Origin of the sequence: Streptomyces sp. NPDC058092, from assembly GCF_042884935.1 — a bacterium.
Classification (GTDB): Bacteria; Actinomycetota; Actinomycetes; order Streptomycetales; family Streptomycetaceae; genus Streptomyces.
In genome coordinates this window covers 1-25,950 of the sequence record NZ_JBHVSY010000041.1, presented here as the reverse complement: position 1 = coordinate 25,950, position 25,950 = coordinate 1, and the positions used below count along the sequence as shown (strand labels likewise).

Annotated in this window: 27 protein-coding genes and 3 pseudogenes; 14 read left to right on the top strand and 16 right to left on the bottom strand. The window is 69.3% G+C overall.

Annotated elements, in window-relative coordinates; translation table 11 throughout:
* Positions 1-29 precede the first annotated feature (29 nt).
* Entirely contained in the window at positions 30-1,631 is a 1,602-nt protein-coding gene (lnt, locus tag ACFVV1_RS38600; RefSeq protein ID WP_389999670.1) for an apolipoprotein N-acyltransferase, read from the bottom strand.
* A gap of 188 nt (positions 1,632-1,819) precedes the next feature.
* Here lnt and ACFVV1_RS38595 point away from each other — a divergent pair, with 188 nt between their 5' ends.
* Complete coding sequence (locus ACFVV1_RS38595) at positions 1,820-3,109, top strand: O-antigen ligase family protein (protein ID WP_389999667.1); 1,290 nt, start codon at positions 1,820-1,822, stop codon at positions 3,107-3,109.
* On the opposite strand, the gene ACFVV1_RS38590 is transcribed toward ACFVV1_RS38595, so the two are convergent.
* A complete protein-coding gene (locus ACFVV1_RS38590; RefSeq protein WP_389999665.1) occupies positions 3,057-3,620 on the bottom strand; it encodes a hypothetical protein in 564 nt (187 codons plus the stop codon). The two genes, ACFVV1_RS38595 and ACFVV1_RS38590, sit on opposite strands and share 53 nt — an antisense overlap.
* Positions 3,621-3,680: 60 nt before the next feature.
* Positions 3,681-4,466, bottom strand: a complete 786-nt coding sequence (locus ACFVV1_RS38585) for a glutamate racemase (RefSeq protein ID WP_389999662.1) — start codon at positions 4,464-4,466, stop codon at positions 3,681-3,683.
* Positions 4,467-4,524: 58 nt separating this feature from the next.
* Between ACFVV1_RS38585 and ACFVV1_RS38580 the strand changes: the two genes are divergently transcribed.
* The gene (locus ACFVV1_RS38580; protein WP_389999659.1) at positions 4,525-5,697 is read left to right on the top strand and encodes a glycosyltransferase; all 1,173 of its coding nucleotides are present in this window, start codon (positions 4,525-4,527) and stop codon (positions 5,695-5,697) included.
* A gap of 51 nt (positions 5,698-5,748) precedes the next feature.
* Here ACFVV1_RS38580 and ACFVV1_RS38575 read toward each other — a convergent pair whose 3' ends face one another.
* Complete coding sequence (locus ACFVV1_RS38575) at positions 5,749-7,074, bottom strand: TerD family protein (protein ID WP_389999714.1); 1,326 nt, start codon at positions 7,072-7,074, stop codon at positions 5,749-5,751.
* 149 nt (positions 7,075-7,223) lie between these two features.
* Between ACFVV1_RS38575 and ACFVV1_RS38570 the strand changes: the two genes are divergently transcribed.
* The gene (locus ACFVV1_RS38570) at positions 7,224-7,703 is read left to right on the top strand and encodes a transposase family protein (RefSeq protein WP_389999711.1); all 480 of its coding nucleotides are present in this window, start codon (positions 7,224-7,226) and stop codon (positions 7,701-7,703) included.
* A 56-nt stretch (positions 7,704-7,759) separates the two neighbouring features.
* On the opposite strand, the gene ACFVV1_RS38565 is transcribed toward ACFVV1_RS38570, so the two are convergent.
* The 4 genes from ACFVV1_RS38565 to ACFVV1_RS38550 all read right to left on the bottom strand — a co-directional run bounded on the left by ACFVV1_RS38565 (position 7,760) and on the right by ACFVV1_RS38550 (position 9,991).
* A complete protein-coding gene (locus ACFVV1_RS38565; protein ID WP_389999656.1) occupies positions 7,760-8,323 on the bottom strand; it encodes a dihydrofolate reductase family protein in 564 nt (187 codons plus the stop codon).
* 389 nt (positions 8,324-8,712) lie between these two features.
* Positions 8,713-9,156, bottom strand: coding sequence for an SRPBCC domain-containing protein (locus tag ACFVV1_RS38560; RefSeq protein WP_389999654.1), 444 nt, complete (start codon positions 9,154-9,156; stop codon positions 8,713-8,715).
* Positions 9,157-9,170: 14 nt separating this feature from the next.
* Positions 9,171-9,524 (bottom strand): winged helix-turn-helix domain-containing protein, encoded by a 354-nt coding sequence (locus tag ACFVV1_RS38555; RefSeq protein WP_327271338.1) that lies wholly within the window; start codon positions 9,522-9,524, stop codon positions 9,171-9,173.
* 5 nt (positions 9,525-9,529) lie between these two features.
* Positions 9,530-9,991, bottom strand: a complete 462-nt coding sequence (locus tag ACFVV1_RS38550) for an SRPBCC domain-containing protein (protein WP_389999651.1) — start codon at positions 9,989-9,991, stop codon at positions 9,530-9,532.
* 313 nt (positions 9,992-10,304) lie between these two features.
* Between ACFVV1_RS38550 and ACFVV1_RS38545 the strand changes: the two genes are divergently transcribed.
* Positions 10,305-10,433, top strand: coding sequence for a hypothetical protein (locus ACFVV1_RS38545; RefSeq protein ID WP_389999648.1), 129 nt, complete (start codon positions 10,305-10,307; stop codon positions 10,431-10,433).
* 379 nt (positions 10,434-10,812) lie between these two features.
* Here the strand turns inward: ACFVV1_RS38545 and ACFVV1_RS38540 are convergent, their stop codons facing one another.
* The 6 genes and pseudogenes from ACFVV1_RS38540 to ACFVV1_RS38515 form a co-directional block, all read right to left on the bottom strand.
* Positions 10,813-11,628 (bottom strand): GPP34 family phosphoprotein, encoded by an 816-nt coding sequence (locus ACFVV1_RS38540; protein ID WP_389999646.1) that lies wholly within the window; start codon positions 11,626-11,628, stop codon positions 10,813-10,815.
* 1,465 nt (positions 11,629-13,093) lie between these two features.
* Positions 13,094-14,047 (bottom strand): hypothetical protein, encoded by a 954-nt coding sequence (locus ACFVV1_RS38535; RefSeq protein ID WP_389999643.1) that lies wholly within the window; start codon positions 14,045-14,047, stop codon positions 13,094-13,096.
* 161 nt (positions 14,048-14,208) lie between these two features.
* Positions 14,209-14,997, bottom strand: a pseudogene (locus ACFVV1_RS38530) (FAD-dependent oxidoreductase); the annotation flags it as partial.
* 4 nt (positions 14,998-15,001) lie between these two features.
* Positions 15,002-15,571, bottom strand: a complete 570-nt coding sequence (locus ACFVV1_RS38525) for an isochorismatase family cysteine hydrolase (RefSeq protein WP_389999640.1) — start codon at positions 15,569-15,571, stop codon at positions 15,002-15,004.
* Positions 15,572-15,596: 25 nt separating this feature from the next.
* Positions 15,597-15,797: a hypothetical protein gene (locus tag ACFVV1_RS38520; RefSeq protein WP_389999637.1), complete on the bottom strand. Its 201-nt coding sequence runs from the start codon at positions 15,795-15,797 to the stop codon at positions 15,597-15,599.
* 41 nt (positions 15,798-15,838) lie between these two features.
* Complete coding sequence (locus ACFVV1_RS38515; protein ID WP_389999636.1) at positions 15,839-16,189, bottom strand: hypothetical protein; 351 nt, start codon at positions 16,187-16,189, stop codon at positions 15,839-15,841.
* A 428-nt stretch (positions 16,190-16,617) separates the two neighbouring features.
* Between ACFVV1_RS38515 and ACFVV1_RS38510 the strand changes: the two genes are divergently transcribed.
* From ACFVV1_RS38510 to ACFVV1_RS38485, 6 genes are read left to right on the top strand one after another with little or no spacing between them, the layout of a single operon-like run.
* Complete coding sequence (locus ACFVV1_RS38510) at positions 16,618-18,228, top strand: ATP-binding protein (RefSeq protein ID WP_389999634.1); 1,611 nt, start codon at positions 16,618-16,620, stop codon at positions 18,226-18,228.
* A 2-nt stretch (positions 18,229-18,230) separates the two neighbouring features.
* The gene (locus ACFVV1_RS38505) at positions 18,231-18,638 is read left to right on the top strand and encodes a roadblock/LC7 domain-containing protein (RefSeq protein WP_389999631.1); all 408 of its coding nucleotides are present in this window, start codon (positions 18,231-18,233) and stop codon (positions 18,636-18,638) included.
* A complete protein-coding gene (locus ACFVV1_RS38500; RefSeq protein WP_389999628.1) occupies positions 18,635-19,000 on the top strand; it encodes a DUF742 domain-containing protein in 366 nt (121 codons plus the stop codon). Before ACFVV1_RS38505 ends, ACFVV1_RS38500 begins: the two co-directional genes overlap by 4 nt.
* On the top strand, positions 18,978-19,586 hold the full coding sequence (locus ACFVV1_RS38495; RefSeq protein ID WP_389999626.1) for an ATP/GTP-binding protein: 609 nt from the start codon (positions 18,978-18,980) through the stop codon (positions 19,584-19,586). Before ACFVV1_RS38500 ends, ACFVV1_RS38495 begins: the two co-directional genes overlap by 23 nt.
* The gene (locus ACFVV1_RS38490; RefSeq protein ID WP_389999623.1) at positions 19,583-20,857 is read left to right on the top strand and encodes a cytochrome P450; all 1,275 of its coding nucleotides are present in this window, start codon (positions 19,583-19,585) and stop codon (positions 20,855-20,857) included. The genes ACFVV1_RS38495 and ACFVV1_RS38490 overlap by 4 nt, the downstream gene beginning before the upstream one ends.
* A 58-nt stretch (positions 20,858-20,915) precedes the next feature.
* Positions 20,916-22,145 carry a cytochrome P450 gene (locus ACFVV1_RS38485; RefSeq protein ID WP_389999621.1) on the top strand — a complete coding sequence of 410 codons (1,230 nt, stop codon included), beginning with the start codon at positions 20,916-20,918 and terminating at the stop codon, positions 22,143-22,145.
* Between the two features lie 507 nt (positions 22,146-22,652).
* Here the strand turns inward: ACFVV1_RS38485 and ACFVV1_RS38480 are convergent.
* Positions 22,653-23,054 carry a heavy metal-responsive transcriptional regulator gene (locus ACFVV1_RS38480; RefSeq protein ID WP_389999618.1) on the bottom strand — a complete coding sequence of 134 codons (402 nt, stop codon included), beginning with the start codon at positions 23,052-23,054 and terminating at the stop codon, positions 22,653-22,655.
* Positions 23,055-23,138: 84 nt separating this feature from the next.
* On the opposite strand from ACFVV1_RS38480, the gene ACFVV1_RS38475 reads away from it, so the two are divergent.
* Complete coding sequence (locus ACFVV1_RS38475; protein WP_389999615.1) at positions 23,139-23,522, top strand: hypothetical protein; 384 nt, start codon at positions 23,139-23,141, stop codon at positions 23,520-23,522.
* Between the two features lie 625 nt (positions 23,523-24,147).
* Here the strand turns inward: ACFVV1_RS38475 and ACFVV1_RS38470 are convergent.
* Positions 24,148-24,417, bottom strand: coding sequence for a GNAT family N-acetyltransferase (locus tag ACFVV1_RS38470; RefSeq protein WP_389999612.1), 270 nt, complete (start codon positions 24,415-24,417; stop codon positions 24,148-24,150).
* Between the two features lie 25 nt (positions 24,418-24,442).
* Between ACFVV1_RS38470 and ACFVV1_RS38465 the strand changes: the two are divergent.
* The 3 genes and pseudogenes from ACFVV1_RS38465 to ACFVV1_RS38455 form a co-directional block, all read left to right on the top strand.
* Positions 24,443-24,811: pseudogene (locus ACFVV1_RS38465) on the top strand (alpha/beta fold hydrolase); the annotation flags it as partial.
* A 341-nt stretch (positions 24,812-25,152) separates the two neighbouring features.
* Positions 25,153-25,347: pseudogene (locus tag ACFVV1_RS38460) on the top strand (ISL3 family transposase); the annotation flags it as partial.
* Between the two features lie 154 nt (positions 25,348-25,501).
* Positions 25,502-25,912: a transposase gene (locus ACFVV1_RS38455; RefSeq protein ID WP_389999609.1), complete on the top strand. Its 411-nt coding sequence runs from the start codon at positions 25,502-25,504 to the stop codon at positions 25,910-25,912.
* Positions 25,913-25,950: the final 38 nt, after the last annotated feature.

Below are 25,950 nucleotides of genomic sequence, written 5' to 3'. Positions count from 1 at the left end.
GGTCCGACCCTACGTGGCGCGCGGGTCGATCAGCGGCTGCGCCGGACCCGTACCGAACGGGCGGTGACCCAGCCGAGACCCACCACGGCGAGCAGGGCAAGGACTCCCTCGGGGAGCGTGCCCATCCGGGTCGCGGGTGTGAGCGAGGACCTCAGCGGCACCTTGTCCACGAGCGCGTCCGGGGTGAACAGCTTCGACTTCCGGACGATGGTCCCGTCCGGGCGGATGACGGCGCTGACCCCGCTGGTGACGGGGACGACGACGGACCTGCTGTGCTCGACCGCCCGCACCCTGGACATGGCCAGCTGCTGATAGGTCATCTCACTGCGTCCGAAGGTGGCGTTGTTGCTGGGTACGGCAATCAGTTGGCTGCCGTGCTCGACCGTGTCCCGTACGGCGTCGTCGAACGCCGCCTCGTAACAGGTCACGAGCCCCACGTGCGTACCCGCCAGATCGAAGACGCCGACCTTCTTTCCGGGGCCGAAGTCCCGCTGCACACGGTCCACGTCGGAGCTGAAGAGGCGTACGAAGGAGCGCATCGGAATGTATTCGCCGAACGGCTGGATGTGGCGCTTGTCGTAGGTACTGACCGACCCCTTCTTCGGATCCCACTGGATGAGGGTGTTGCGCAGCTTGCCGGTGTCGGGCTCGACCACCGCCCCGATCACGGTGGGTACGCCGATCGCCTTCACCGCGTCGTCGATCACGATCCGGGCGTCGGCGTTCCGGTAGGGGTCGAGGTCGGAGGAGTTCTCCGGCCACAGGACGAAGTCGGGCTGGGGAACCTTGCCCGCCTTCACGTCCTGGGCCAGCTGTTCCGTGCGGCGCGCATGGTTGTCGAGGACGGCACGGCGCTGGGCGTTGAAGTCGAGTCCGAGCTGCGGCACATTGCCCTGGATCGCGGCGACGGTCGCGGTGCCGTCCTCGGGAGAGTCGTCCACGAGCGGCAGGGCGGCGAAGGCGGCGGCGACGGGGACCAGGACGGTCGCGGCTGCCGCGGCGACGGCGGCCCGGGGCACCTCGCCGATGGTGCGGTGGGTACGGATCTGGCGTACCGCTTCACAGAGCCCGAAGCCGCACAGGACCACCGCGAAGGAGAGCAGCGGTGTGCCGCCCACGGCCGCGAGCGGCAGGAACACGCTGTCCGCCTGGCCGAAGGCGATCTTCCCCCAGGGAAAGCCGCCGAACGGCACCCTGGCCCGGATTCCCTCGTCGAGGGCCCAGACCGCGGCGGCCCACACCGGCCACCAGGCGAGCCGGGAGACGGCGGCGATCCCGATGCAGCCGACCGCGATGAACAGCGCCTCGGCCGTGGCGAGCGCCAGCCACGGCACCGGACCGACCTCCTCGCCCGTCCAGTACAGCAGCGGCAGCATGAAACCGAGCCCGGCGAGGAGGCCGAGGCCGAATCCGGCGCGCAGTCTGCGTTCGTGCAGCACCCAGCCGAGCAGGGCGAAACCGGGCAGAACCAGCCACCACAGGGGTCGCGGCGGGAAGCTCAGGTACAGCAGTACTCCCGCGATCACGGCGGCGGCGGGCCGTACGAGCCGCCGCACCGGCCGTCTCCCCCCTGACGCGGGGGCGGCTGCGGGCTGTTGCGGGTCGTCGACTGACGTGATGGTGGCGCTCACCCGGCGGAGTCTACGGTGGTCGGCTGTGTGCCGGGCAGCCCCTCGGGGGTGACGGAACCCTTCGTGCCGGATCGTTTCGCCACTTTCCCGCACAGATACGGGCCACTGCCGTTACCGTGTCCGCCAGTCCCCGACGACGGGCCGGATCCGGCCATGGCGAACGGGACGGTCACAGGTCGGGGGCGCACGTGACGATTGCACCAGCGGCACAGGGCCGGGCACGCGGACGCGGACGCGGGAACGCTTCCGACGGGGCCGGGGCCGTGATCCTCGCTGCCTGCGCGATCTGGTCGTTGATCAGTGCCGCCGGACGGGAGACCGGTCCGGAGGGCGTTCTGCTTGCCCTGCTCGCCGTCGCCGCGGGCTTCGCCTGCGGCCGGATCTGCGGCACGCTGCTGCCGGTGGCGACGGCCACGGTTGCCGCCGTCGGGGCGCTCCTCATGGGGCTCCTCTCGCGCCACGGCATGCCGGGCGCCACGGCCACGGTGGACACGGCGCCCGGTCACACCGGGGCCGCCGCCGCACTGCTGGTGCTCGCGGCGGGCGCCGCCTGCTGCGCGGCGGCGGCGGCCCGGCAGGCACCGCTGCGGTACACGCTGCGGCTGCTGGCGCTGGGCGCGGCGTGCGCCGCGCCGGCGCTGCGTTCGGTGGCCGGGTTCGCCGCGGCACTCGGGGTGCTGCTCTGTTCGCTGGCCGCCGCCAGGATGCGGCAACGGCTGCTCGGCCTGGCGGGGCTCGCGCTGGCCGCCGGTCTTGCCGTCGGAACGTCATGGGCGGTCGCCGCCGACGCGCTGCCCCAAGGCCTGATGGTGTCCCTGGAAGGTCCGCTCACCCCGAACCGGGTGCTGCTCTGGCAGGACGCGCTGGAGCTGGCCGGAGAACATCCGGTGCTGGGCGTCGGCCCCGGACGGTTCGCCGAACTGAGCCCCGCCGTGCAGCAGACCCTCCACTCCGACGGCAAGCCGCACTCGGCGCCGTTGCAGCAGGCGGCCGAACAAGGCGTGGTGGGGGTGGTACTGCTGGGGTCGGCCTTCGGCTGGCTGCTGTACGTGCTGTGGCGGTCGCCCCGCACCACGGCCGTCGTCCTGACAGCCGGCGCCGCGCTCACCGCACTCGCGATGCTGGCGAGCGTCGGCAATGCCCTGAGCTTCACGCCGGTGACCGCGGGGGTGGGACTTCTCGCAGGGCTCGCGTCGGCCCGGCGGCCCATCGGCGACGGCACGGCGGGGTCGGACGGTGCGGACGGGACGCGCGGACCGGGCGATGGCCGTCAGGGACCTGGTCCGAACGGTGCGGCTGAGGGACCTGATGCGGTCGGCGCGGCGTATGACGGCCCCCTCGGCACGGTCAACCGCACCCGGCCCTCGGACCGCGCCCCGCTCCGAGCCGTTCCCGGGCCCCTAAGGCCACAGGCCCTGTCGTGGATCAGGCTCCGGCCGGCGCACCGCTCGTCGACAGGTGCAGGCGCTCGCGGATGAACCGTACGCCCGTCTCCGCGTCGTCGACCGTGATGGTGAACGTCCGGCCGTCACCGAGCCGGAGCACCAGGCCCTCGCCTCTGCGGACCACCACGGCCGTGCCCTGCTCGGGGCGCCAGCGGTAGCCCCAGCCGCCCCACTGGCGCGGGTTGACCTGGGGTACGAACTCCGCGCCCACCACCTGGGTCAGCAGAATGCGGCGGCGCGGGAGGCCCATGTGTCCGCAGCGCACTTCGAGGGCGTCCCCGTCGACCCTGACGGCCACGTTCACGAAGGCGAGGGTGCCGAACAGCATGAGCAGCCCGGCGGCGACGCAGCCGATCACAGACATCAGCAGCGGGGCGATTCCGGACGTCCAGTTGGAGGTGACGGCCAGCTGGACGCCGAGCGCCAGGCAGGCGGCGCCCACAGCGGCGAGCACCCACTGGGTCCGGTTGGTGGCCCTGCCGATCCAAACGTCGGAGTGCGGGCCGACTCCGGGGCGCCTCGGTTTTCGGGGGTGGTCCCTCATGTCAAGCAGCGTACTCAAGAACCCGCACGCCGGGCATGGGTCCGGTGGCCCCGCGCCGGGTCAGCGTGCGGTGCTGACGGCCCCCAGCAGGTGCCCCTCGGCGTACGTCAGAGCGGCTTCCGGCAGGTCGGCGGTGCGGCCGCCGAGGAGCACGGTGAGACCTCCGGCCGGTTCCGCCGACGGAGCGGGGGCCGCCCCGATTCGGCGCAGCGCCTGGGCGGCGACGGCACCGGCGGAACCGTGCAGCACGACGGGAGGCAGACCGGGCTGCCGCACGGCCGCGCGGATGCGTTCGGCGACCAGCTCGTAATGGGTGCAGCCCAGGACCACGGCCCGCACCTCGCGCGGGGTGAGCGCGGCGGCCGCGGCGATGGCCCGGTCGATCGCCGGCTCGTCCGCGTGCTCCACGGCGTCGGCGAGACCCGGACACGGGACCTCGGTGACGGCGACGGAGCGGGCGAAGTCCCGGATGAGTCCGCGCTGGTACGGGCTGCCGGTGGTAGCGGGCGTGGCCCAGATCGCGACGGGGCCCCCACCGGCGACGGACGGCTTGATGGCGGGAACGGTGCCGATGACCGGCAGCGCGGGTTCCAGCTCGGCGCGGAGCGTCGGCAGGGCGTGCACGGAGGCCGTGTTGCAGGCGACGATCAGTGCGTCGGGCCGGTGGGCGGCGGCCGCGCGGGCCACGTCCAGCGCGCGGGCGGCCACGTCCTCGGGGGTACGCGGCCCCCAGGGCATGCTGCCGGGGTCCGAGGAGAGCACCAGATCGGCGTCGGGCCTGAGCCTGCGTACCGCGGCGGCGGCCGCGAGCAGGCCGATTCCGGAGTCCATGAGCGCGATCTTCACCCGGTCACCTTAGTCGACCGCCCTTGCGGTTCCGTCACAGTGGGGCAGACTGCGGCAAATGAGTGCCGTTGCCTGGATCGCCGTGGGTTCGCTGGCCGCATGGGTGTGGCTGCTGCTGGGACAGGGGTTCTTCTGGCGGACCGACCAGCGGCTGCCACGCCGGGAGGCACCGGATCACTGGCCTTCCGTGGCGATCGTCGTGCCCGCGCGCGACGAGGCCGACATGCTGCCGGTGAGTCTGCCGTCGCTGATGGCGCAGGACTACCCAGGGGTCGCGGAGATCTTCCTCGTGGACGACGGCAGCGCGGACGGCACCGGGGACGTCGCCCGTGCCCTGTCCGTACGGTACGGGGGCCTGCCGGTGACGGTGGCGTCGCCCGGTGAGCCGGAGCCGGGCTGGACGGGCAAGCTCTGGGCCGTGCGGTACGGGATCTCGCTGGCCCGGGCCCGGGAGCCGGAGTATCTGCTGCTGACGGACGCCGACATCGCGCATGAACCGGACAGCCTGCGCGAGCTGGTCGCCGCCGCCGTGCCGGGCGGGTTCGACCTGGTCTCCCAGATGGCCCGGCTGCGGGTGTCGAGCGGCTGGGAGCGGCTGGTCGTGCCGGCCTTCGTCTATTTCTTCTCGCAGCTCTATCCGTTCCGGTGGGTGAACCGGACGGGGGCGCGGACGGCCGCGGCGGCGGGCGGATGTGTGCTGCTGCGGACCGGGGCGGCGGAGCGGGCGCGGGTGCCGGAGTCGATCCGGCAGGCGGTGATCGACGACGTCTCGCTGGCGCGGGCGGTGCAGCGCAGCGGCGGGCGGGTCTGGCTGGGGCTCGCGGAGCGGGTAGACAGCGTGCGGCCGTATCCGCGCCTGGCGGATCTGTGGCGGATGGTGTCGCGGAGCGCGTACGCCCAGTTGCGGCACAGTGCGCCGCTGCTCCTCGGGACGGTGCTGGGGCTCGCGCTGGTCTATCTCGCGCCGCCGGTCACGCTCGTCGCGGGGCTGCTGGGCGGTGCTCCGGTGACGGCGTGGGCGGGCGGGCTGGCGTGGGCGGTGATGGCCGGGACGTACATGCCGATGCTCGGTTACTACCGGCAGTCACTGTGGCTGGCGCCGCTGCTGCCGTTCACCGCTGTGCTGTATCTGCTGATGACGGTCGATTCGGCGGTGCAGCACCACCGGGGGCGGGGCGCGGCCTGGAAGGGACGTACGTACGCCCGTCCCGAGGCCGCGCCGGACCGGTGAGCGGAGCCGGCGGGGGCCGATGACCGCAGGGACGGCCGGACCCCCGGGGGGTCATTTACGGCCGGGTGTCCAGTTCATGCCCCACCCGTAGGCGTAGTCGATGGTGCGCTGCGGGCTCACTCCTCGCTCGGGCACGAGATAGCGGGCCTCGCGCTGCACCGTGAGGTCTCCCCCGTTGTTGGTGAGGAGCGCGAGCGCGCAGACGGTGGACGGGACGGTGCATTCGTCGAGCGAGAAGTCGATCGGGGCGCCGTGCTGGGGCTGGAGGGTGACGGTGGCATGGAGATCGGCGAAACTCCGGGCGCCTTCGTAGATGGTGACGAAGATCAGGACGCGGCGGAGCTTGTCCTTCTGGTCGAGGTTGACGGTGAGGTTCTCACCGGTGGCCAAGGCGCCGGTGCGGTCGTCGCCGTCGAGATGGATATAGGGGGGCTGCCGAAGCGCGCCGAACGCGTTTCCGAGTGCCTGCACGACTCCCTTGCGGCCGTCGGTGAGTTCGTAGAGGGCACAGAGATCAAGATCGAGGTCCGCGTGGTTGGCGACCGCTCTGCCGAGTTTGCTTCCCCAGCCCTTGAACTGTTTGCGCACTTCCCAGTTGAGATTGACCCGGAGGGCTCCCGAAGTGCCGCCCTGTTTGGCGAGGGAGACCGACGGCGCGTCCTTGGTGAGAGTCACTTTGGAGAGCCGGACGGGCGGGGCGGCGGGAGGCACGGAAGGGGCCGGAGGTGATGCCAAAGGTGCGGGCGGAAACAGCGGTGCGGGCGGTGACAGGTGGTCAACCCGCGTTCCGTGCTGCGGCTGTTGAGGCGACGGGGGTTGGTGATACGGCTGGGGCCGCTGTGGTTCGTCGACGGAAATACCGAAGTCCGTCGCGAGACCTTCGAGACCGGTGTCGTACCCCTGGCCGACGGCGCGGAATTTCCAGGCGCCCTGGCGCCGGTAGAGCTCGCCGAGAATGAACGCGGTCTCGACCGTCGCGTCCGCACTGTCGAAGCGGGCGATCTCCGAGCCGTCCGCCGCGTCCGTGATCCGTACGTACAGCCCCGTCACCTGCCCGAAGGTGCCCCCGTCCGCAGAGGCGGCCAGGACCACGCGGTCGATGGCCGGTTCGACGCGCGCCAGGTCGACGGCGAGGCTGTCCGTCACCGCGTCACCGGCGGTTCGCTTGCCCTCGTGGCGTACCGCACCGGATGCGTGGGAGGGCTGGTTGTAAAAAACGAGGTCGGCGTCGCCGCGCACCCTTCCCGACACGAGAAGGAGCGCCGAGCCATCCACGTCCGGCGAGCCCGAGGAGGTGTGCCACCCCAATTCGACCCGCACGGCGTGAGCCGCCACCGGAACATTGGCGCCTTTTAGCATGGTCATGCTCGCCCCCATCGCGAGTCCGGCTGCCCGAAGGCTTTTCTCGGCCAACCTAATCCCCCGCGCGCCACGGAGCCCACAGCGGTGCGGTCACCATCCGGCGAACCGCCGGTAACCTCCCGAGAACTCGCCCTTTACGCGATCAAGACGCCTCCTGACGCCTCCTGACGCCCATTTTTCCCAAGTTCGCTCGCATTGGGGATCGTGGTTCACTGAGGTTTTCTCAGCACAAGGCGTTCGGCGGCAACGTGCAGTTCCTGTCCGCCCCGGACGGCACCCCGTTGTGGGTCTCCGACGTCGAGCCCGGTTCCACCCCCGATATCACCGCCGCCCGCCGCCACGCGCTACCCGCGCTGTACAAGGCAGCCGCCGAGGGAATGCCGACTTCGGCGGACAAGGGCCATATCGGTGCGGGCATCGGTATCCGGGTCCCCGTCCGCCGTCCCAAGGGCCAGTCCGAGCAGGCCTTGCACGCCGACACCCGCGCAACGAACGCCCTGATCAAAAACGTCCGCTCCCTGGGCGAACGCACCGCCGCCGAACTCAAACAACGCTGGCGCACCCTGCAACATGTCACCCTCAGCCCAAGCCGAATCGGCGACATCACCCGCGCCGCCCTCGTCCTCAACAGACACTGGACGTGATCTTCACTGAGAAGACGTCACTGACTGGCCCGTTCTTCCTAGGGCTCGGCGGCCGGCTAACGCGCCACGCGGTAGCGGAGGTAGACGAATCTGGAGCTGAAGGTGCGGGTCTCGACGAGTTCGAGATCCACCCGGCGCTCGCGCTGGGGAAAGAACGGGATGCCACCGCCAACCAGCACCGGGTAGACCCTGGCCCGGTACTCGTCGATCAGGCCCAACGCGGCCGCCTCGGCGGCGAGAGTCGCGCCGCCGATCGCGATGTCGCCCTCCCCCGGCTCGGCTCGCAACCGCTCGATCTCCTCCGCCAGGCCGCCGGAGGCCAGGCGGGCATTGCCCTGCACGGCCGACAGCGTGGTGGAGAACACCACCTTGGGGAGCGGCTTCCAGATCGCGGCCCACTCGAGCATGGCGTCGTCGAGCGATGGATCCTGGTCGACGGTCTCCCAGTACAGCATCGTCTCGTACAGCCGTCGTCCCAACAGGTGCACGCCGACCTGTCGAATCTCGTCGATCCAGGAGCGAAAGACATCCTCGTCGGGCGCCGTCCAGTCGAAGTCGCCGTCCGGCCCGACGATGTAGCCGTCAAGTGAGACGCCCATCGAATAGGTCACGCTGCGCATCAGAAGTCCTCCTCGGTAACGGGTCCGACAGTACGACCGCCGGACGCCGCAGGACTCATCGCGGCTCGCGGGATCCCCTGGGCCGAGTCACCTCACGAGATCATTTCGTTGAGAAAACCTCACTCACAACACGTAAGACAACCCTCTTATCGGGCTCCCCAACGGGAACCCTTCGCCGCAGGGCTCCTGTGTGGAAACCAGAAGCCGCGGATCAAGCCGCCCCTCCACCCTGATGAGCGGCAGGGCGATCTCCTCCGGCGGAATGGGCGTGCCGGGCATGCCGGCCAACACCTCGACGCGGCTGCCGCCCGCTACTCGACCTCAACGGCTTCCACCCACGCGCATCCGCGAAGCCCGCGCGAACGGCTGGCTCGGCGAGCGTTGCCGGGTCAGTGCCAGTCGCTGATCTTCACGTCGCGCGGCTCGGGGGCACCTTCCCCGGTCTCAAGGAGCTGCTTGAGACTCATCAGGAAGGTGCCCCACTTGGTGCTGCAGTGGTGCATGAACTCGACCGGCTCACGCCAGCCCTCGTGCTTGAACAACACGATCGTGTAGTCGCCGTCCTGACGGATGTCCCACTGCACGCTGGTGCCGATCCACTCCTGCGGTCCGTCCACGACGTCCCACCGGACGAGCCGGCCCGGATCGAGCTCGGCGACCTTCATCTCGAACCCGCCCGGCCCGAAACGGAAGTCGATCACGCCGCCGAGGTCGGTCTCCCCCGACGTCTTCTCGGTCCACCAGCCGGACAAGCCGTCCAGGGTGGTGAGCGCGTCGTACACCTGCTCCGGCGAGGACTGCTCGACTCCGATGCGGTGAAGGATGTCTGCCATCTCCGTGTTCCTCTCTACTGCTTCTTCTCGGTCTCGTTGTTCGTGTCCTTGCCGCGCTGGATCGTCTCGGCGATGCGCTTGATGCGCTGGAGACGGGAGCCCCAGGCAGCTCCGACGTCGGCAAGTTGGGCGACGGCGCGGGCGAGCTGGGCCTGATCGACGCGGAACTGCTTCTCGCGGCCGGCTGTGGTGGCGTGCACCAGGCCGACCCGGTCGAGGACGACGAGGTGCTTCGCCACCGCCTGACGGGTCACCGGCAGGTGCTCGCTCAGGCTGGTCGCCGTCCCGCTGCCCTCGCTCAGCAACAGGTCGAGCATCCGGCGCCGGGTCGGGTCACCGACCGCCGACCAGAGGTCGTCGTCCACCATCACGCTTATGCACCCGCTCCGACCTTCGCGGCGTACGCCGGCAGCCGCGGCAGGTAGAAGTCCCAGCCGGTGACGTGCTCGGCGTACTTGGCGGCGGCCTTCGCCTCGTCCCAGCCGCGCTCCCGGAAGCCGTTCTCGGTCATCCGCAGGAGCGTCCCTGTCCCGGCGGGCTTGAGTTCGAAGACGACCAGGTTCGAGTTGCCCGGGGCGGCCGACTCCCCCTCGTCGTGGGTCCACCGGAAGGAGAAGCGCCGCGGCGGCACGGCGTCGACGACCGCGAACTGCACCCAGGTACCGCCCTGCGAGAAGTCCCCGAAGCCGATCCGCCCCGCTCCCCCGGGCACGGCCGGGAACTCCGCCTCGTCCGGCCACCACTCGCGTAGGTGCTCGGGACTGCTCACCACGTCGAAGACGACCTCGGGTGAGGCGTCGATGTAGATCTCCCGCTCGATCGTTCCAAGTTCCATGCCCGCCACCTTCTGCAACGTTTGGTTGCGCATCAACCTAGCCGACTTCTTCAAGTGTATGCAACCTTTAGTTGCGCAATGGTGGCCCGATTCCTGCCGATGGCTTCCGAGTGGGCCCGCGCCAAGCTGAACCGGATCGCCGCAAGACCCGCCCGCCCAAACAGTGCTCCTGGCCGCCGGGCGGGCCCGATGTCCGGCCCGGTTGCCGGTCACGAGTGACAAAGGAGCGGAGCTGATGGCGGGGAGGCGCAGGGCCGGCCCGGCGGGGTCGACGAATGATCTGCGACGCCTGCGAGAACGGAGGTCACCCCCGATGACGACCACCGCCACCCCACGCACCGTCCTGGAGCGGTTCCCCGCCGACCACCCCTGCGGCAGCCGGCCCGCCGACGAATTCGCCGCGGCCCAGCGCGCCCGGGGCACGGACGCCGCATGGACCTGAGCAGCTACCAGGTTGTCGTGGCCGGCAACACCACCACCGAGCAGCACCCCTGACGCCACGGAGCACCGTACCGACCTTCCCGGCCGGGGGCGGCGCTCCGGGCGTCTCCACCCCTACGAGCCTGGAGGCTCCGTGACACCCGACGTGTTCGAACTCGTCGCGGCGGGGCGAGGCATCCGGTCGGGCGAGCGGCTCCGTTCCACCGTCAACGCCGGTGCACGGGACGGTCGTTCCACGCAACTGTCCGCAACCTGCTCGACAGGAGAGACCGCCATGAAGCCACGGCTCGTCGAGCAGGCCTTCGCTCGGCTCCGTGGCTTGAAACGCCCAATGAGCCACTGGGCTCGGATACGAGTTGTGCGATTCTCAGTTGTTGGTGTCACCAGCCGCCGTGGCTGTCGTCCCCGTGCCCGCCGCTGTGGTGGCCGGTGCTGCCTGTGCCTCCCTCGGACCAACCGCCCGGGTCCAGGTCGTGGGCGAGGCTGTGGCCGCCGGTGGTGAAGTCGGCGTAGAGGTCGCTCAGCTCGCCGAGGACTCGGCGGGTGAAGACGTCGGCGCCGGTGGTCAGTGCTGCTGCGAGTTCCTCGTCGGCACCCAGGGCCGTTCCGGCGGTGGCGGGCGTGAGGTGGTCGGGTGCGGCGAGGGCTGCCAAACGGCGGCGGTCGGTGATGCCCTGCAGGCCTGGGTAGGCGGCAGGGGCGAGGCCCGCAGCCTGGACGAGCACGGCGAGGCGTACGTCGCGGGCGGCCTTCGGCATTGCGGAGCCGGAGCGGACCACGCTGTCGAGACGGCCCAGCAGCGCCCGGCGGCGTGGCAGGTCGACGGAGAGAATGTCGTGGTGGGTACGGCCGCCGGGGTCGCGCCACCGGCGGACCCGGACCGCCTTCTGGTCCTCGAGCCGGGAGAGGTACTCGATGGTGAGGGAGCGCGGTGTCTGGCGCAGCCAGTCCTTGAGGCTGGGTGGAGGATCAGCCGCACCCAGACTGCGCAGGACATTGCTCAGGCGACGGTCCTCGACGCGCCGAGAGTCCGTCACCTCGATCCGCCGGGGGCTGGCTGTGATCCGGCCGGCCAGGCCCAGATCCACCAACTCCGAGGCCCGCAGGGCGAACCGGAGCCGGTCCTCGGCCCGTATCCGTATACGTCGCCTGCCCGGGACTGCCGCGAGCAGGAGCAGTTCATCCCCCAAGGTCATACATGCAGGTTAGGCGCGGCTGTCCGAGGAGGGGAGTCCTCCGCGGACCCTCGCGCCAGCTTCCGCAACTCGCCGCACCGGGCGCCCTCGAAACCGAAGTACGGTAATACCTCGCTGCTGGCGCATCCGTGAGTCGCTCATGAGCTGGGCAATCTACTCCTTGATGAGCAGGGCCAGTTCCGGCGGGAGCAGGACGGGGTGCCGGTCGAGGGTCAGGTAGGCGCCCTTCTTGCCGCGGCGGAAGCGGTCGATGGCCGGTTCGGCAATGCGGGTAACAGGCAGGGCGTGCAGCCGGATCAGGGCGAGGCCCTCGGACAGGCGAAGGCACCGATGGATGCGGGAACGAAAAGCGTTGAACCACGGTGCCAGGTCCGGCTCCGGTCACGCGCGCCACATCTGCTTCTGGTACGTGGCATGTCGGGCGCATGGACACCGGAAGCTGGGCGGCCTTTGTCGGCCCGGCAAGCCGGCAAACATCCACGGCGCCTGTCTCTGACAACGGCCGGCGATCTCCTCGACCCTTCGAAGGCCTCGGCGTCGCCCTTGTAAGGTATAGCAGGTCCGACGATGGGGGGAGACAGAGCATGCTGGTGCGGGAGTTCATCCGCACCGCACGCTCACGCAACTCCAGCGGGTACCCTCGGGGCAGGCATCGTCTGGGCCCTCTCATGAGACCCATCTGACCTGCTGTCACCTCTGCCCGCATCTCGGGGGAACCTCAGAGGCGCGCCCTGTCACGAGGCACGCCACGCAACTGGTGTCGGCTCTGCCGATGGGCAAGGGTGGCCCGTTCGTAGCGTTCCCGGTCGGCGACGACACGGCCCCGGATCGCGATGAGGGGCGACCTGCGACGCACATCAGCCGAGGGCAGGAACCTCTGTTCACAGTCCGGCGTGACTGGTCCCCCGTCCTGGCCATGCTTCGGAGCATGCCTGAAGACCACGGGTTCGAGTCTTCTGAAGGGGACTCGAAGCCGAACCGACGGGTGGTGCAGCCATAACCGTAGCGGGGTGGGCCTGGGTTCGTCCGGGCCCACCGAACCAGAGGGGCATCGGTCGGTTTACTCAACGATGTGACGGGCGAGGGCGGCGAGGTGAGCCTCGTGAGTCGCTGGCTCTGGCGGCGGTCCATGCCTCGCCGTGGACCGCCTCTTTCCCCGGGGACGGGGCGGCCGGCGGTCAGGAGCGTGCGCACTGGTCGTTGGTGGCCGCATCGCCGCATCGTCCTGAACCTGTGATCCCGTGAGGCGCTCACCGGAGGCCGGTTCTGTGACCAGTTGGCGGGCACCGTCCGCCCGGAGAACACCGGGGCCCCGGCGCCCCCGGGTATTCCTGGGTGCGCCGGGGCCGTGGGCCGTCCCGCGTGGCGCCGACAGCGGGGGCGCGCGACCAGACCTTTCGTGTACCCGCTCGGGCGCACCGCACGCCTGGGCTCGCGCAGGGCCGGAGCAGCCCCGCGCAAGCGGTCAGGGTCGGCTCAGCAGGTTCAGAGTGTTGGTCGCGTTGTCGACGAAGTAGACTTGTTGGGTTTTTTCGGCGATCGCGAGTCCGAACAGTGCGCCCGCTCCCGGCGGGGTGCCGCTGGTGTCGAGCGTGCGCACGGCCACCTGGACGCCGCGTGGGGTGGTCTCCACAATGTTGCCGTCGCCGCCGTTGACGGTGAGGATGTCGCCCTTCGGGGTGATCGCCATCCCGAGCGGGCCGTTGAGGTGCTGGTCGGTGGTGACCACTCGGCCAATGCCGGCGCTGGTGCGCCGGGTCAGTGCGTCCGGGATCGCGGTGATGCGGTTGTCGACGGTGTCCGCCACGTAGAGCGTCCCGTCCCGCAGGCCGACACCCGTCGGCCCGATCACGAGGGCTGCCGGGTCGGTCTTCTCGGCGAAGCCCGAACCGATCTCGGTCGTGGCGATCCGGGTCGGCGGCCGGTTGTCGTGGGTGCGCAGGGTGATCCGCAGCACGGTGCCCCGCCGCACGACGTTGCCGCCGCCGGCGACCGTGTCGTTGAGCACGTTGGTGACGAACAGATCAGTTTTCCCGCCGCGGCTTTTCGCCGTCATGTCCCAAGGACCGTTGATCCCCTGGCCGCTGAAGGTCTCCCGGACCTTTCCGTGGCTGTCCAGCACGAGCAGGCACCCGGCGTGCGCCGTGGCGGATGTGCCGTCGTCCGTGGGCAGACTGCCTACCACCACCCAGCCGCCCGGCAGGATGGACAGTGCGGTGGTCAGCCCCACACCCCCCGGGCACGGTCCTGGCAGGTTCTGCGGGTTGATCTGGGCGAACAGTCTGGTCGTGCCTTCGGGGCTGACCTGCACGAGAGTGGTCCCCGTGCCCTGCTGGTTCGCGGCATTGTTGAAATTACTGACCAGTACGTTGCCGCGCCGCAGGTCACCGACACTCTCCTGCGGTATCACGACGGTCACAGAGAGTTGCCATTCATCACATAAACGGACTCCATGACGCAGCGCACGTCAGGCAGAGCCGGATGCGCGACTCGGTCCTGGAGCGAGGCAGGCTGCTGCAGCAGCGAAGTGCAGTGAAGGGGTCAGGCCAACCGCCTGAGCGTCACTCCCAGCTGCTTTTAGCCGTCCGCGCCGCGGATGAGGTCGCCGGGCGGAGCGGTGGGCGCGTTCCCGATGCTCGGATACGCGGCGTCTGCCGCGACGGTGTGCCCCCCGCCGTCCCGGCTCACCGCTTCAGCTGTCACCGTGGTCCCTTCGGCGGGGGGGCAGGGTCAGGTGCTCGACGGGCAGGAGCATGACGCGTGGGTCGTCGCGGATCTCTTCGGTCTTGTACGCGTCGGCGTCCGGGTACGCCACGAGCAAGCGGGTGTCGCTGGTCGGGTGGGCGCGGAGGAACGTGCCGATCGGGCGGTCGCCGCCGAGGACGAGGATGGTGCGGCCTTCGGCGCCGTCCGCGTCGGCCTGCCAGAGCAGGGGCAGGGTTGAGGCTGCTGGGGGCGGTGATCCAGGCGACGTCACGAGGCTGGAGGGGGCCGACGCCGGTGGCGACGACGGCGTACGGAGCGGCCGGGCGAGTACCCGTGTCCAGGGTGACGGCGACGTGGTCGCCGCCTGGCGCGGAGTTCGACAACGTGGCGGCCGAGTTCCAGGCGGCACAGCTCCGTGCTCTTCAGCTCCATGGTGATGGAGTCGGCGAGCGCGGGGCCGGTGGTGTAGCCGCTGAGGACGTTGTTCGGGGCCGGGATGCGGCAGAGGTCGCGGCACAGTGTGTCCGGCTCGATCAGGACCGAGCGCATGCCGACGCCGGCGGCCATGCGGGCGGCGGCGCAGCCGGCCGGTCCGCCTCCGATGGTGATCAGGTCGGTGTCGTGGGTTGCGGGCGAACCGGTGCGGGACGGTGTGTCGGCCATGCGGTTATTCCAGCACCGGGGCCCCTGCGTACGCGGTGAGTTGTCCCACCACATGCTCTGCGGTGACGAGTTGGCCCGTTCCGATCAGGCGGCGGGCGACGACGAGTCCGGCTTCGTGGACGTCCGGGCCGGCGTCGCTCGCGGAGGCGTCGGTGACGATCCAGGGTGCGTAGCCGTGCTCGAAGGCGTCGGCGGCGGACTTCAGGACGCAGCTCTCGGTGGCGATCCCACAGAAGACGAGGTCGGTCCAGTCGGCCTGGCGGATCAGTTCGGCGACCTCCGAGGTGAACAGCGTGTACCCAGGCTTGTCGATGACCGCATGCGCATGGACGGCAGCCTCGGTGAGCTCGGAGACGATGTCGGTCTCGGGCGGCTCCTGGAGCCGGTACCACTGAAAAAAGCGCTCGTAAAAGCTGCCAGGGTAGTTGAAATAGCGGGTGAAGATCACGGGCCGGCCGGCGGCGGACCACTGGGCGACCATGTCGGAGACCGCAGGCACAGCGTGGCGGCTGTGGTGGTTCACGAAGCCGTTCTGCATGTCGACCACGACCAGCGCGGCGCTGCCGATGTCCATCCGCTGCCTCTCCTGCCTCGTGCCCTCAGCCGACGCTCTCGCGTAGAGCGTCCTGCGCGGCGCGCAGCCGTTCGGCCAGTCCGCTGGTCTTCATGATGGCCTCCCGCATCAGGACGTGCTGGGCGGTCTCCTGAGCACGGGCCGTGGTGAGCCGGGAGTACGCGGCGCGCGGGAAGCGCCAGCCGTACTGCTCGGGCATGGAGGGGTCCTGCCCGCCCTCGCTCATCCGTTGAATCTGTCGCGTGAAGCGCGACAGCTCCTGGACGTTCAGCTCGCAGGTGACCAGCTCGCGACCAGCTCGTCGACGGTGAGGCTGCGCTCGCGGGAGAGGGACGCATGGGCGGCGCCGGACCAGCCGGCGTATCCGGTGGAAACTCCGCGAACACCGAAGGACACGATATCCGGATGGTCGAAGCTGGTGGCGAGGAGTGACTCCTCGACCGAGCCGTCCAGCGGCGCGGGCCCGCCAGTGGCGCCGCGGTCGACCAGAACCGAGGGCGTGGACAGCAGGCGCAGGGCCGTGTCGTAGGCACTACCGGCCCAGGGGCTGCTCGCGCAGTTGGTCGAGGGCGGATCGGCGATGATGCGTCGGCAGGCGCGGTCTTCCATCGAGGTCACGGGGCGTCGAGAACTCCATGGTCTTGGAAGCCTGTGCCTGCTCTTGCTCCCGGAACCCCACCAACCTGGCACTTCGTCATGAACCGGATGCCAGGCGACCATGCCGAAGCCCTGATTGCCGCCCTGCAAGGCGTGAGCTGTGGCGCAGCGCGCCCAAGCAGGAAGGGGACCATGGCTGTTCATGCCCGGCCAGCACTTCCGCTGAAGCGGATCGAAGATACGATCTTCACACAACCTCTTGTGCAGGAGTGGTTCCTCCCATGAAGACGATGACGAACCGGGGCGATGCCGACAGGTCGCCCGGGTCTGCGGACCCCCGTGCTGCCACCCGCCCGGTCCTCCCCCCACCGCACATCGCTTGATGTCCGACGCCTGGCTTCCACCAGACATCGACTTATTGCCGATTATTGCCGAATCAAAGGTCTTTCATGGCTCGTTCGCCCGCGTCCATTGTCAAACCCCGTAGGAGCAACGGCCTTTGGGCGGCGTCTCTCGTGCTCACCCTCCTTGCCTTCTCAGGAGCCGTGGTGCCCATCGCAGGTGTCGGCGTGACCGCGACCGTGGCATACGTCGTGGCTTTTCTGCTGGTCTTCGCCTGCCTCGTGCGCCTGCGCAGGCAGCACCGGGCGAGCGTGGCCGAAGCCACCCGCCTGGGTGCCGAGATACGTGAGCGTGAGGCGGAATCCGCACGCCGTGATGCTGACTGGCACGCACATGTACGTACGCAGTCCGAAGCGACGCTCCAGGAGGCGGATTTCCTCCTGGAGGAGCGGCTGCCTGCCGCTCTCGGCAGGAGCGGGATTCCTGCATCGCGGGACAGTTCGGAGCCCCTCGTCCGGGAGCTCTCCAAGCGCTTCGACCGGCTGCTTACGGATGTGTCCGATGCGATCGACAACCGCGAGGAGTCGCAGCGCATCGCGTTGGTCGAGCTGGCGAGCAGAGTCCAGACCTCGGCACACCGAATTCAGGCGACGATCACGGGTGTGGCGGAGCGTCACCCGGGCGACGCAGACCTGCTCGAGGCCACCATGCATGTCGACCATGCGGCGACTCAGCAGGCGCGACACGCCCAGAGTCTCAAGGTGCTGTGCGGGGAGTGGCCCGGCCAGCAGTGGCAGAAGCCGCTGGCGCTGGTCGATGTGGTGCGGGCCGCCTCGGGCCGGATCGTCTCGTTCAAGCGTGTCGAGGTCACCGGTGACCCGGATGTCGGCATCACCGCATCGGTGGTCGAACCACTGATCCATCTCATCGCGGAGCTGCTCGCCAACGCGACCGAGTACTCACCGCCGAGGACCAGCGTGCCCGTCACGGTGCGGACCGTGCAGCGTGGTGCGGTCATCGAAGTGGATGACGGCGGCCTGGGCCTGGACGAGTACCGGCTGGCCGAAGCACGTGACATCGTCTCGGGCCGCCGCCTTCTCGGCGTCGGTGATGTCGGCGAGATCCCGCAGACCGGCTTCGCGGTCGTCGGCCGCTTCGCCCACCGGCACGGTCTCAGTGTCGATCTGGGTCCGTCGCCGTACGGAGGTGTCCGCGCGGTGATCCTCGTGCCGCTGGAGCTCCTGAAGACCCTCGCGCCCGCCGGAGCGCCCGGCGGGCGGGTGCTTCCCACGCCGCCGCCCGCTCCACCGTCACCATCACCGGCCGTGCCCTCCGCCGACGTCACCCCGGCCGCCCCCGGCCGCACCGTTCCTGCGCAAGCCCCGGCTCCGGCGGCCGAACCCGCCCCCTCGCCCCGGGAGGCGGACCGGTCCAATTCGCTCCCGCCTGCCACCGATGGTCCGGCCGCACGTCACCACCGGTTGCCCCAGCGCAGGTCTCGGCGTGACGGATACGTCCCCGCGGTGGAGGAGGCGCCGACCGCTGTCACTCCGCCGGGTTCGCCGGAGGACGCCGGCGACTGGATGGGGCAGTTCTTCGAAGGCGGCCGGACCACGCCCCCCGCATCCGGCTCCGCTCCCGGTCACGACCCGCACGACCCGCACGACCCGCCGTACGACTCCTCCACCACCCCCAATTCCCCGGAAGGACAGATGTGAGCATGAATTACGTGGAGAACCCGGAGCAGCGTGGCTGGATGATCTCCGAAGTCGCCGCAGTGCCCGGCGTACGGCTGGCGATCGTCTTCAGTTCCGACGGTCTGCTGTTGGCCAACTCGGAGGGCATGGACCGCGACTCCGCCGACCGGTTGTCGGCGAGCTGCTCGGGTCTTCAGTCCCTCGGCCGCGGTCTCGGACGGGAGTTCGGCGAGGACGGCGGCGCCGTGCACCAGCAGATGGTGGAGTTCAACGGCGGTTTCCTGTTTATGCGCAGTGCCGACGGAGCACATCTCGCCGTGGTGACGGGCCCGGTGATCGACCCGAAGCTCGTAGCCCGGCAGATGCAGGCGCAGGTGATAAAGATCGGGGCGCGCAATCTCAGCAGCCCGCCGCGCCAGGGCCCCGCGTGAGCGGGCCGGGAGAGGGGTTCTCGGACGGTGCGTTACGCCCGTACGTGATCACGAAGGGGCGCTCCCGGCCAACCCGAAACACGATCGGCGTCGAGACGCTCCTCGTGGCGGTGGACCCCCTACGGGCCCTCCCTGTCTCCGCGACCAGGGAAGAGATCGCCCTCGTGCGCATGTGCGCGCAGCTGCTGTCCCTCGTGGAGGCCGCCGCTCATCTCGGGCTGCCGGTCAGTCTGGTGAGGGTGCTGGCGTCCGACCTCGTCGACAGCGGGCATCTGTCCGCACGCTCCGGTGTTCCACGGGCCGCCCTGCCCGATAAGCAACTGCTACAGGAGGTACTGGATGGTCTCCGTCGGTTCCGCTGACCGCTACTTGCCCGACACGGTGCAGCAGGCCGTCAAGATCCTCGTCGTGGGCGCGTTCGGCGTGGGCAAGACCACGCTCGTCGGATCCGTCAGCGAGATCGAACCGCTGCGCACCGAGGAGGTGATGACGGCGGCGAGCGTGGGGGTCGACGAACTGGCCGGTCTGAGCGACAAGACGACCACCACCGTCGCCATGGACTTCGGCCGTGTCACGCTCAGCTCGCAACTGGTCCTCTATCTGTTCGGTACGCCTGGCCAGCGGCGGTTCTGGGATCTGTGGGAAGGGCTGGCCGAGGGCGCCCTCGGTGTGCTCGTGCTGATCGATACCCGCAGGCTGGAGGAGAGTTTCGACGTACTGGAGCAATTGGAGATCCGCGGGCTCCCGTTCGCGGTCGCGATCAATCAGTTCCCGGACAGCGAGCGCTACACCGACGAGGAACTGCGCGGTGCGCTCGATCTGCTGCCCGAGACACCCATAGTGACCTGCAACGCGCGCGACCGCGCCTCATCGGTCGATTCTCTGATCAGGTTGGTGGAACACGTATCGGGCACCCATGCGGCGCGCACCCTGGAGACAGCCTCGTGAGCACTCTGCCGCCGCCGGGGTGCCCGGCGCACGCACAGCACGGCACCGGACTGCTTCCGCTGTCCGCAGTCGTCGGCTCGTCCGACCCACGTGCGGTCTACCGCAGGCTCCGCGAGGAGTGGGGCAGCGTCGCGAAGGTCGAGCTGGAGCCGGGAGTGCCTGCCTGGCTGGTGATGGGCTACCAGGAACTGCTGGTCATCACGCGGCAGGAGCAGCTCTACTCCCGCGACGCCCGTAACTGGCGCGACCTGAACGAGGGGGTCGTCTCGCCGCATTCGGGGCTCCTCCCGATGATGGGATGGCGTGCCAATGTCATCGGAGCCGACGGCCCCGAACACCGGCGGCTGCGCAAGCCTCTCGACGACGGGATCGCGCGGATGGACCAGCGCAAGGTGCGTCGTGAGGTGGAGGCGCTGTGCACGGATCTGATCGCGACGTTCTCCGAGCGTGGCAGCGCTGATCTGGTCAACGAATACGCCACGATCGTGCCGATGCTGTCGCTTGCTTCGTTGTTCGGCCTGGACAGCGAAGAGGGCCGGGAACTGCTCGACGCGCTCATCGCACTGTTCGGCAGCGCGGTGGACTCCCAGGCCGGCAACCGCAACTTCGAGCAGATCCTCCTCGATACGGTGCGCGAGCGGCGGAGCAATCCGACCGACGACATGACGACGGTCTTCATCAACCACCCCAACCTGCGCAACGAGGCGGAGCGCCTGCAGTCCATCGTCGTGATGATCTCCGCAGGAAACGAGACGGTCACCGCCTGGATCTCGCACACGCTCCGGCTTATGCTCACCGATCCGCGTTTCGCCGCCCGCCTGCACGGCGGGAGGCTCGGAGTGGACGACGCGCTCGACGAGGCGCTGTGGCGCGATCCCCCCATGAACAACATGCCCGCCCGGTACGCGCTTCACGACACCGAGCTGGGAGGCCAGTACATCCGGCGCGGCGACTGCCTCATCCTCGGGCACGCAGCCGCCAACGACGATCCCGAGGTCCGGCCGGACGGTGCGGACGAAGGCTGGGGAAACCGCTCGCATCTGGCCTTTTCGGCCGGCCCGCATGTGTGTCCCGCACAGGTGCCCGCTCGGCTGATCACTCGTACCGCGGTGCAGACCGCTCTGCATCTGCTGCCGGACATGAGACTCGGCATTCCGGCGGACGAGGTGGCCTGGCGTCCCTCTCCCTGGACGAGGGTGCCGGTCGCACTGCCCGCGGAGTTCTCCGCGGCCCGTATACCGGCCCGTATCCCTACCAGGACGGGTCGATGAACCCTTGTATCCGACAGGACCACCGCACGGCGGGTCCTGAGATTAGGAGCAGTTCGGCATGACGCCACATATACCTGTCATCGCTCTGGATCCTCATGGCGCGGACCATCACGGCGAGGCGGCCAAGCTCCGTGAACTCGGCCCCGTGGTGCGGGTCCAGCTGCCCGGCGACGTGATGGCCTGGTCCGTGACGGATCACGCCCTGCTGAATGAGATGATCAACGACCCCCGCTTCAGCAAGGACTGGCGCAACTGGAACGCCATCATCCGAGGCGAGATTGCGGACGGCTGGCCCCTCATCGGCATGGTGAAAGTCACCAACATGGTGACCTCGGACGGCCAGGAACACCGCCGCCTGCGCAAACTCGTCACCCAGACCTTCACACCGCGCCGTGTCCAGGAACTGCGTCCCCGTATCCAGCAGATCGTGGACGACCTGCTGGATGACCTGCCTTCGCACGCCGCCGCCGACGGCAGTGTCGACCTCCGCCGTCACTTCGCGCACCCTGTGCCCATGCAGGTCATCTGCGAGCTGTTCGGTGTTCCGGCCGACGAGCGTCCCCGCCTGCAGGAGCTGATGGACAACATCTTCCGCTCCGATCTGCTGCCCGAGGAGGTCAGCGCCAGCCAGATCGAGCAGTACGAACTGCTGGCGCGGGTGGTCGAAGGCCGTAGGCGTGAGCCGGGAAGCGACCTCACCAGCGCATTGATCGCGGCCCGTGCCGAGAACCCCGACGCGCTCAGCGAGGAGGAGCTGGTCGGTACTCTGCTGCTCATGCTGTCGGCAGGGCAGGAGACCACCCTGAGCCTGATCACCAATGCGGTGCGCGCGCTGCTGACCCATCCCGACCAGCGGGAGATTGCCGTCCGGGGCGACGCGGACACCTGGGCGAACGTGGTGGAGGAGACGCTGCGCTGGGACGCCCCGATTGGGAACTTCCCCTTCCGCTATCCCCTTGAGGACGTCGAGATCGCCGGGGTGCGCATCCCGAAGGGGGACGCGATCATGGCTCCGTTCAGCGCTGTGGGGCGTGACACGGCCCAGCACGGCGAGGATGCCGACCGGTTCGACATCACCCGGAAACAGCGCAAGCACCTGGCCTTCAGTAACGGCCCGCACTTCTGTCTCGGCGCGCCGCTGGCGCGGCTGGAGGCCGCGTTGGCCCTGCCCGCAGTGTTCGAGCGGTACCCGGATCTCGCGATGGCAGTCGATCCGGACACCCTCATCGCGGTGCCGTCCCTCTTCTCGAACAGTTCCTCGACCCTGCCCGTACGGCTCGGTATCTGACCCTGTTTGCGAGACCCGGCGGAGCATGCCTTGACGCTGTTGGTTGATTCGGGCCTGGTTGCTTCGCCCCGTCGTTGTGCGGCGGGGCGAAGTGCTGCAAGGAGGCTGGTTCGGGTGCGTGCGTGAGGTGTGCCGTGAGCCATGCGTTGATGCGGATGAGGTTGACCGCGGCGCCGGTGAGCTGGTGTTGGAGGCTGGTCTTTGGCAGGCCGCGGGAGGTGAAGTCGAAGAACGCGCAGCAGCCCTGCTCGGCCGCGGCGAGAGCCGCGAGCTGCCCGGCGAGCTCGGCGTCCGGCGGGAAGGACAGCCGCAGCCCGTCGTCGATCTCCTCGCGCCGCCCGGCCTTGGCGACGAGGGGGCGCCACTGCTCGGTGCGCTCACCCAGCTCAGCGCCGCCCAGCGTGCAAGCGACCGGGGCATCCCGCCACGCCTCCTCCCGCGGGCCGTGAGAGTGGTCGTCACCCCATGTGCGTGCTCGACCGGCCGAAGGCCCCAGGGGGTGCTGGCTCATCCGGCCCGGGCGAGGATGCGGCAGATGTCGGTGTCGGTGCACGACGCCGGGTCGGTTTCGGCGGCCCGCTGAGCAAGTTCGTTCAGCGCGCTGCGGGTTTTGCGGAGTTCGGCCAGGCGCCGGTTGATGTCGTCGAGGTGCTGCTGGATGAGGTCGCTGACGTGGCCGCAGGGGCTCTGGCCGCTGTCGCGCAGGGCGAGGATGCCGCGGATTTCGGCGAGGGTGAGGCCGGCGTGCTGAGCGTCGCGGATGAACGTGAGCCGTGTGGCGGCATCGGCCGGGTAGTCGCGGTAACCGGCCAGGGTGCGCGGGGGCTCAGGCATGAGGCCGGCCTGTTCGTAGAAGCGGATGGTCTTGGCCGGGACTCCGCTCCTGGTGGCCAGCTCTCCGATGCGCATGCTTCCAGGCTAGCTCTTGACCTTCCAGCACGCTGGAAGGTCTAGCGTCGCCGGTGAAGGCTTTGAACTGGGAGGACGACGGCGATGCGGATCACGGTACTGACGGTTGCGGACTGTCCGAACGCGCCCGTGGCGCAGGAGCGGATCTGTACCGCGCTGGCCGGGCGGGTGGCCGAGGTCGAGGCGGTGAAGGTGCACGACGAGGCGAAGGCGGCCCGGCGGGGCATGACCGGCTCGCCCACAGTGCTGCTCGACGGGATGGATCCGTTCGCGCAGGCCGGGGCGGGGCCGTCCGTGTCGTGCCGGATCTACCGGCATGCCGACGGGACCGTGGACGGGGCACCGAGCGTGGACGAACTGCGCCAGGCCCTGAATGCCGTGGGCGTGCCGGAGGTCGTCAATGACAGTCCGGTACCGCGTACCCGAAGGCGGATCCACAGGGAAGGCCCGCATGGGCAACTCCGTTGATGTGTCGGCCAGTACAACAACCCGCCACAGAGCCACACCCCCAAGAACGAGTCTCAGAAGATCAACGAACCACTCCCGTACCACTCACACCACACAGTTCCCGGCCCCGAAGAACAGACCGTGCGGGTCCGGCTCTACGAGCGCCGGGAGGTCCCCGGCCCATGCCGGTGGTGGTACCTCCGAGGCACGGGGGCTCTTGCCAGGGCAGCATCGGAATGCTCTCGGTGAAAGGTGCTGGTCGTGCCGCAGGTGTCGAAGGTCGAGCTGTACGCCGCGATCCGGCATGACCATCGCGGCGGCATGTCAGTGCGGGAGCTTGAGCGCAAGCACGGCGTGACGTGGCGGACAGCGCGGAAGGCCCTGGACTCGCCTTGGCCAAAACCTCGCAAGAAGCTGCCTCCCCGGGCTACTGCTCCGGACCCGTACAAGGCCCTGATCGACGAGATCCTGCGGGCGGACCGATCTCCCCTGTTTCGTACGGTTTTAGCTGCGGTTGCGAACCCTCCGGGGTTCCCATCGACAGGTCGGTGCCGGTTGAGGGCCTTGACCATCTCGGAGTCGTAGTCGCCTCTCGATCTGCGGGCGGAGAGGTCGACGTGCGCACCGGATGGCGTGGAGATGCTGTTCAGTTTGGGAGTTTCGACGCATAGATCCAGTCGAGACCGGCGTATCCGGCTCCGTCAAGGTGCTCCGTCCGGGTCGGACCGGCCCGGATCGCCACGCGTCGGGAAGCGATGTTGGCCGGCCGAACCCTGGCAATCAGAGGGAGGTCGGGAACGTGGCGGGACACCCAGGCCGTGACTTTGGTGGCGGCTTCGCCGGCGAAACCCTGACCCCATGCTGAGGTGGCGGAGCGGTAGAAGAGGTGGAGGACCTGCGTCCGGTGCAGGTCCATGGCCTTGATCCCGCAGAAGCCCAACTTCGTCAGCCTCTTCGCGACCTTCGCGCCCAAGGCGCTACGCCCACGACTGGCGGCCTGGCTGGAGCAGCCGGTCCTGATCGTGCCTGAGCTACGCACGATGATCAGGCTGGGTGTCCGCGCCTACCGCATACGCCGCCCGGCTCCGCTGCGCCCCTCTCCGACGACGAACTGTCCACCATCCACACCCCGCTCTACCTAGTACTCGGCAAACGAAGCCTCCTCGTGCACCCAAAGCGGCAAGTGGAGCGCATCCCGCGCCTGATGACCCCGCGCCCGAGCCGAAATCGTCTCCAACACCGGCCACGGACCGCAGATCGACTACGCGCAGGAGGTCAACCGCCGGATGCTGAGCTTCATGGACTCCGTCAGCCGACCGCTGTCCAAGCTGACTGCCCCAGGAGCCACTCACCCTCTACACGGCCAGGACCTGGGGAATTACGTGACCACAGCGATGGGAAGTTCCATGACTGTCCACAACGCGGTGCGGCCGGCGACCGCCAGCAGTGCCGTCATTTCTCGTCAACGATCCGGGTGGGGTTGGTCACCAACCGCCGCCGGCACTCGTGCATAAGTGCTGTTGCCAGTGTGGCTCTGGCTCACTTTCCGTGAAGCGCATACGTTGAGTGACGGCTGACGTCCGCGGGGGCCTCTGGGAAGTTGCCTGAAAATGATCAGTGCCGATCTTGAGGTGGCCGACAGTTCGACGTCGTGGAAGAGGGATTGGTCCGGCTGGAAGCTCTGTTGTTCCCGTCGGTCGCGGACGTGACGGTGCTGTCGGTCGACGTGTGCGACGAGGCGGTACGCGTCGAGGCCCGCAGTACGACGATCGAGGCGGTGTGTCCAAGCTGTGGGTGCTCTTCGAGTCGAATACACAGCTCCTACCTGCGGTTTCCCGCCGATGTGCCCAGTGCGGGGCGGCGGGTGGTTCTGTGCCTGCGAGTCCGCAGGTTCTTCTGTCTGGCACGCTGCGTGCGGGCGGGGGACGTTCGTCGAGCAGTTGCCGGGGCTGACCAGGAGATACAGCCGGTGGACCGAACGTCTGCGGTCGACCCTGGCCATGATCGGCCTCGCCCTCGCGGGCCGGGCCGGGGCCCGGATGGCGGGCGTGTTCGGAGTCTCCGTCAGCCGCAGTACGGTGCTGCGGCTGGTCGACATGCTGCCCGAGCCGGACGTGCCGGCACCGCGGGTGGTTGGCGTCGATGAGTACGCCACACGCAAGGGCCGCGTCTACGGCACTGTGCTGGTCGACTGCGAGACCCGTCGACCGGTGGACCTGCTGCCTGACCGGGAGGCGTCCAGCCTGGCCGAGTGGCTGGCGAAGCGGCCGGGCATCGAGGTGATCTGCCGGGACCGAGCTCCGTTCTTCGCCGAAGGCGCTTCTGCCGGGGCACCCCAGGCGATCCAGGTCGCTGACCGGTGGCAGTGCGCCATGAGGCGCCTTGTCGTATCCCCGATTCAGTCGGGATGAATTTGGAGGGAGGTTCTTGGGTCTGATGGCTTACCTAA

Bases quoted from the DNA above. Each gene is read 5' to 3' on its own strand.
- ACFVV1_RS38590 (WP_389999665.1), bottom strand. From the start codon at position 3,620: ATGAGGGACCACCCCCGAAAACCGAGGCGCCCCGGAGTCGGCCCGCAC.
- ACFVV1_RS38580 (WP_389999659.1), top strand. From the start codon at position 4,525: ATGAGTGCCGTTGCCTGGATCGCCGTGGGTTCGCTGGCCGCATGGGTG.
- ACFVV1_RS38575 (WP_389999714.1), bottom strand. From the start codon at position 7,074: ATGGGGGCGAGCATGACCATGCTAAAAGGCGCCAATGTTCCGGTGGCG.
- ACFVV1_RS38565 (WP_389999656.1), bottom strand. From the start codon at position 8,323: ATGCGCAGCGTGACCTATTCGATGGGCGTCTCACTTGACGGCTACATC.
- ACFVV1_RS38560 (WP_389999654.1), bottom strand. From the start codon at position 9,156: ATGGCAGACATCCTTCACCGCATCGGAGTCGAGCAGTCCTCGCCGGAG.
- ACFVV1_RS38555 (WP_327271338.1), bottom strand. From the start codon at position 9,524: ATGGTGGACGACGACCTCTGGTCGGCGGTCGGTGACCCGACCCGGCGC.
- ACFVV1_RS38550 (WP_389999651.1), bottom strand. From the start codon at position 9,991: ATGGAACTTGGAACGATCGAGCGGGAGATCTACATCGACGCCTCACCC.
- ACFVV1_RS38545 (WP_389999648.1), top strand. From the start codon at position 10,305: ATGACGACCACCGCCACCCCACGCACCGTCCTGGAGCGGTTCCCCGCC.
- ACFVV1_RS38540 (WP_389999646.1), bottom strand. From the start codon at position 11,628: ATGACCTTGGGGGATGAACTGCTCCTGCTCGCGGCAGTCCCGGGCAGG.
- ACFVV1_RS38525 (WP_389999640.1), bottom strand. From the start codon at position 15,571: ATGGACATCGGCAGCGCCGCGCTGGTCGTGGTCGACATGCAGAACGGC.
- ACFVV1_RS38520 (WP_389999637.1), bottom strand. From the start codon at position 15,797: ATGAGCGAGGGCGGGCAGGACCCCTCCATGCCCGAGCAGTACGGCTGG.
- ACFVV1_RS38510 (WP_389999634.1), top strand. From the start codon at position 16,618: ATGGCTCGTTCGCCCGCGTCCATTGTCAAACCCCGTAGGAGCAACGGC.
- ACFVV1_RS38505 (WP_389999631.1), top strand. From the start codon at position 18,231: ATGAATTACGTGGAGAACCCGGAGCAGCGTGGCTGGATGATCTCCGAA.
- ACFVV1_RS38495 (WP_389999626.1), top strand. From the start codon at position 18,978: ATGGTCTCCGTCGGTTCCGCTGACCGCTACTTGCCCGACACGGTGCAG.
- ACFVV1_RS38485 (WP_389999621.1), top strand. From the start codon at position 20,916: ATGACGCCACATATACCTGTCATCGCTCTGGATCCTCATGGCGCGGAC.
- ACFVV1_RS38480 (WP_389999618.1), bottom strand. From the start codon at position 23,054: ATGCGCATCGGAGAGCTGGCCACCAGGAGCGGAGTCCCGGCCAAGACC.
- ACFVV1_RS38475 (WP_389999615.1), top strand. From the start codon at position 23,139: ATGCGGATCACGGTACTGACGGTTGCGGACTGTCCGAACGCGCCCGTG.
- ACFVV1_RS38470 (WP_389999612.1), bottom strand. From the start codon at position 24,417: ATGGACCTGCACCGGACGCAGGTCCTCCACCTCTTCTACCGCTCCGCC.
- ACFVV1_RS38455 (WP_389999609.1), top strand. From the start codon at position 25,502: ATGATCGGCCTCGCCCTCGCGGGCCGGGCCGGGGCCCGGATGGCGGGC.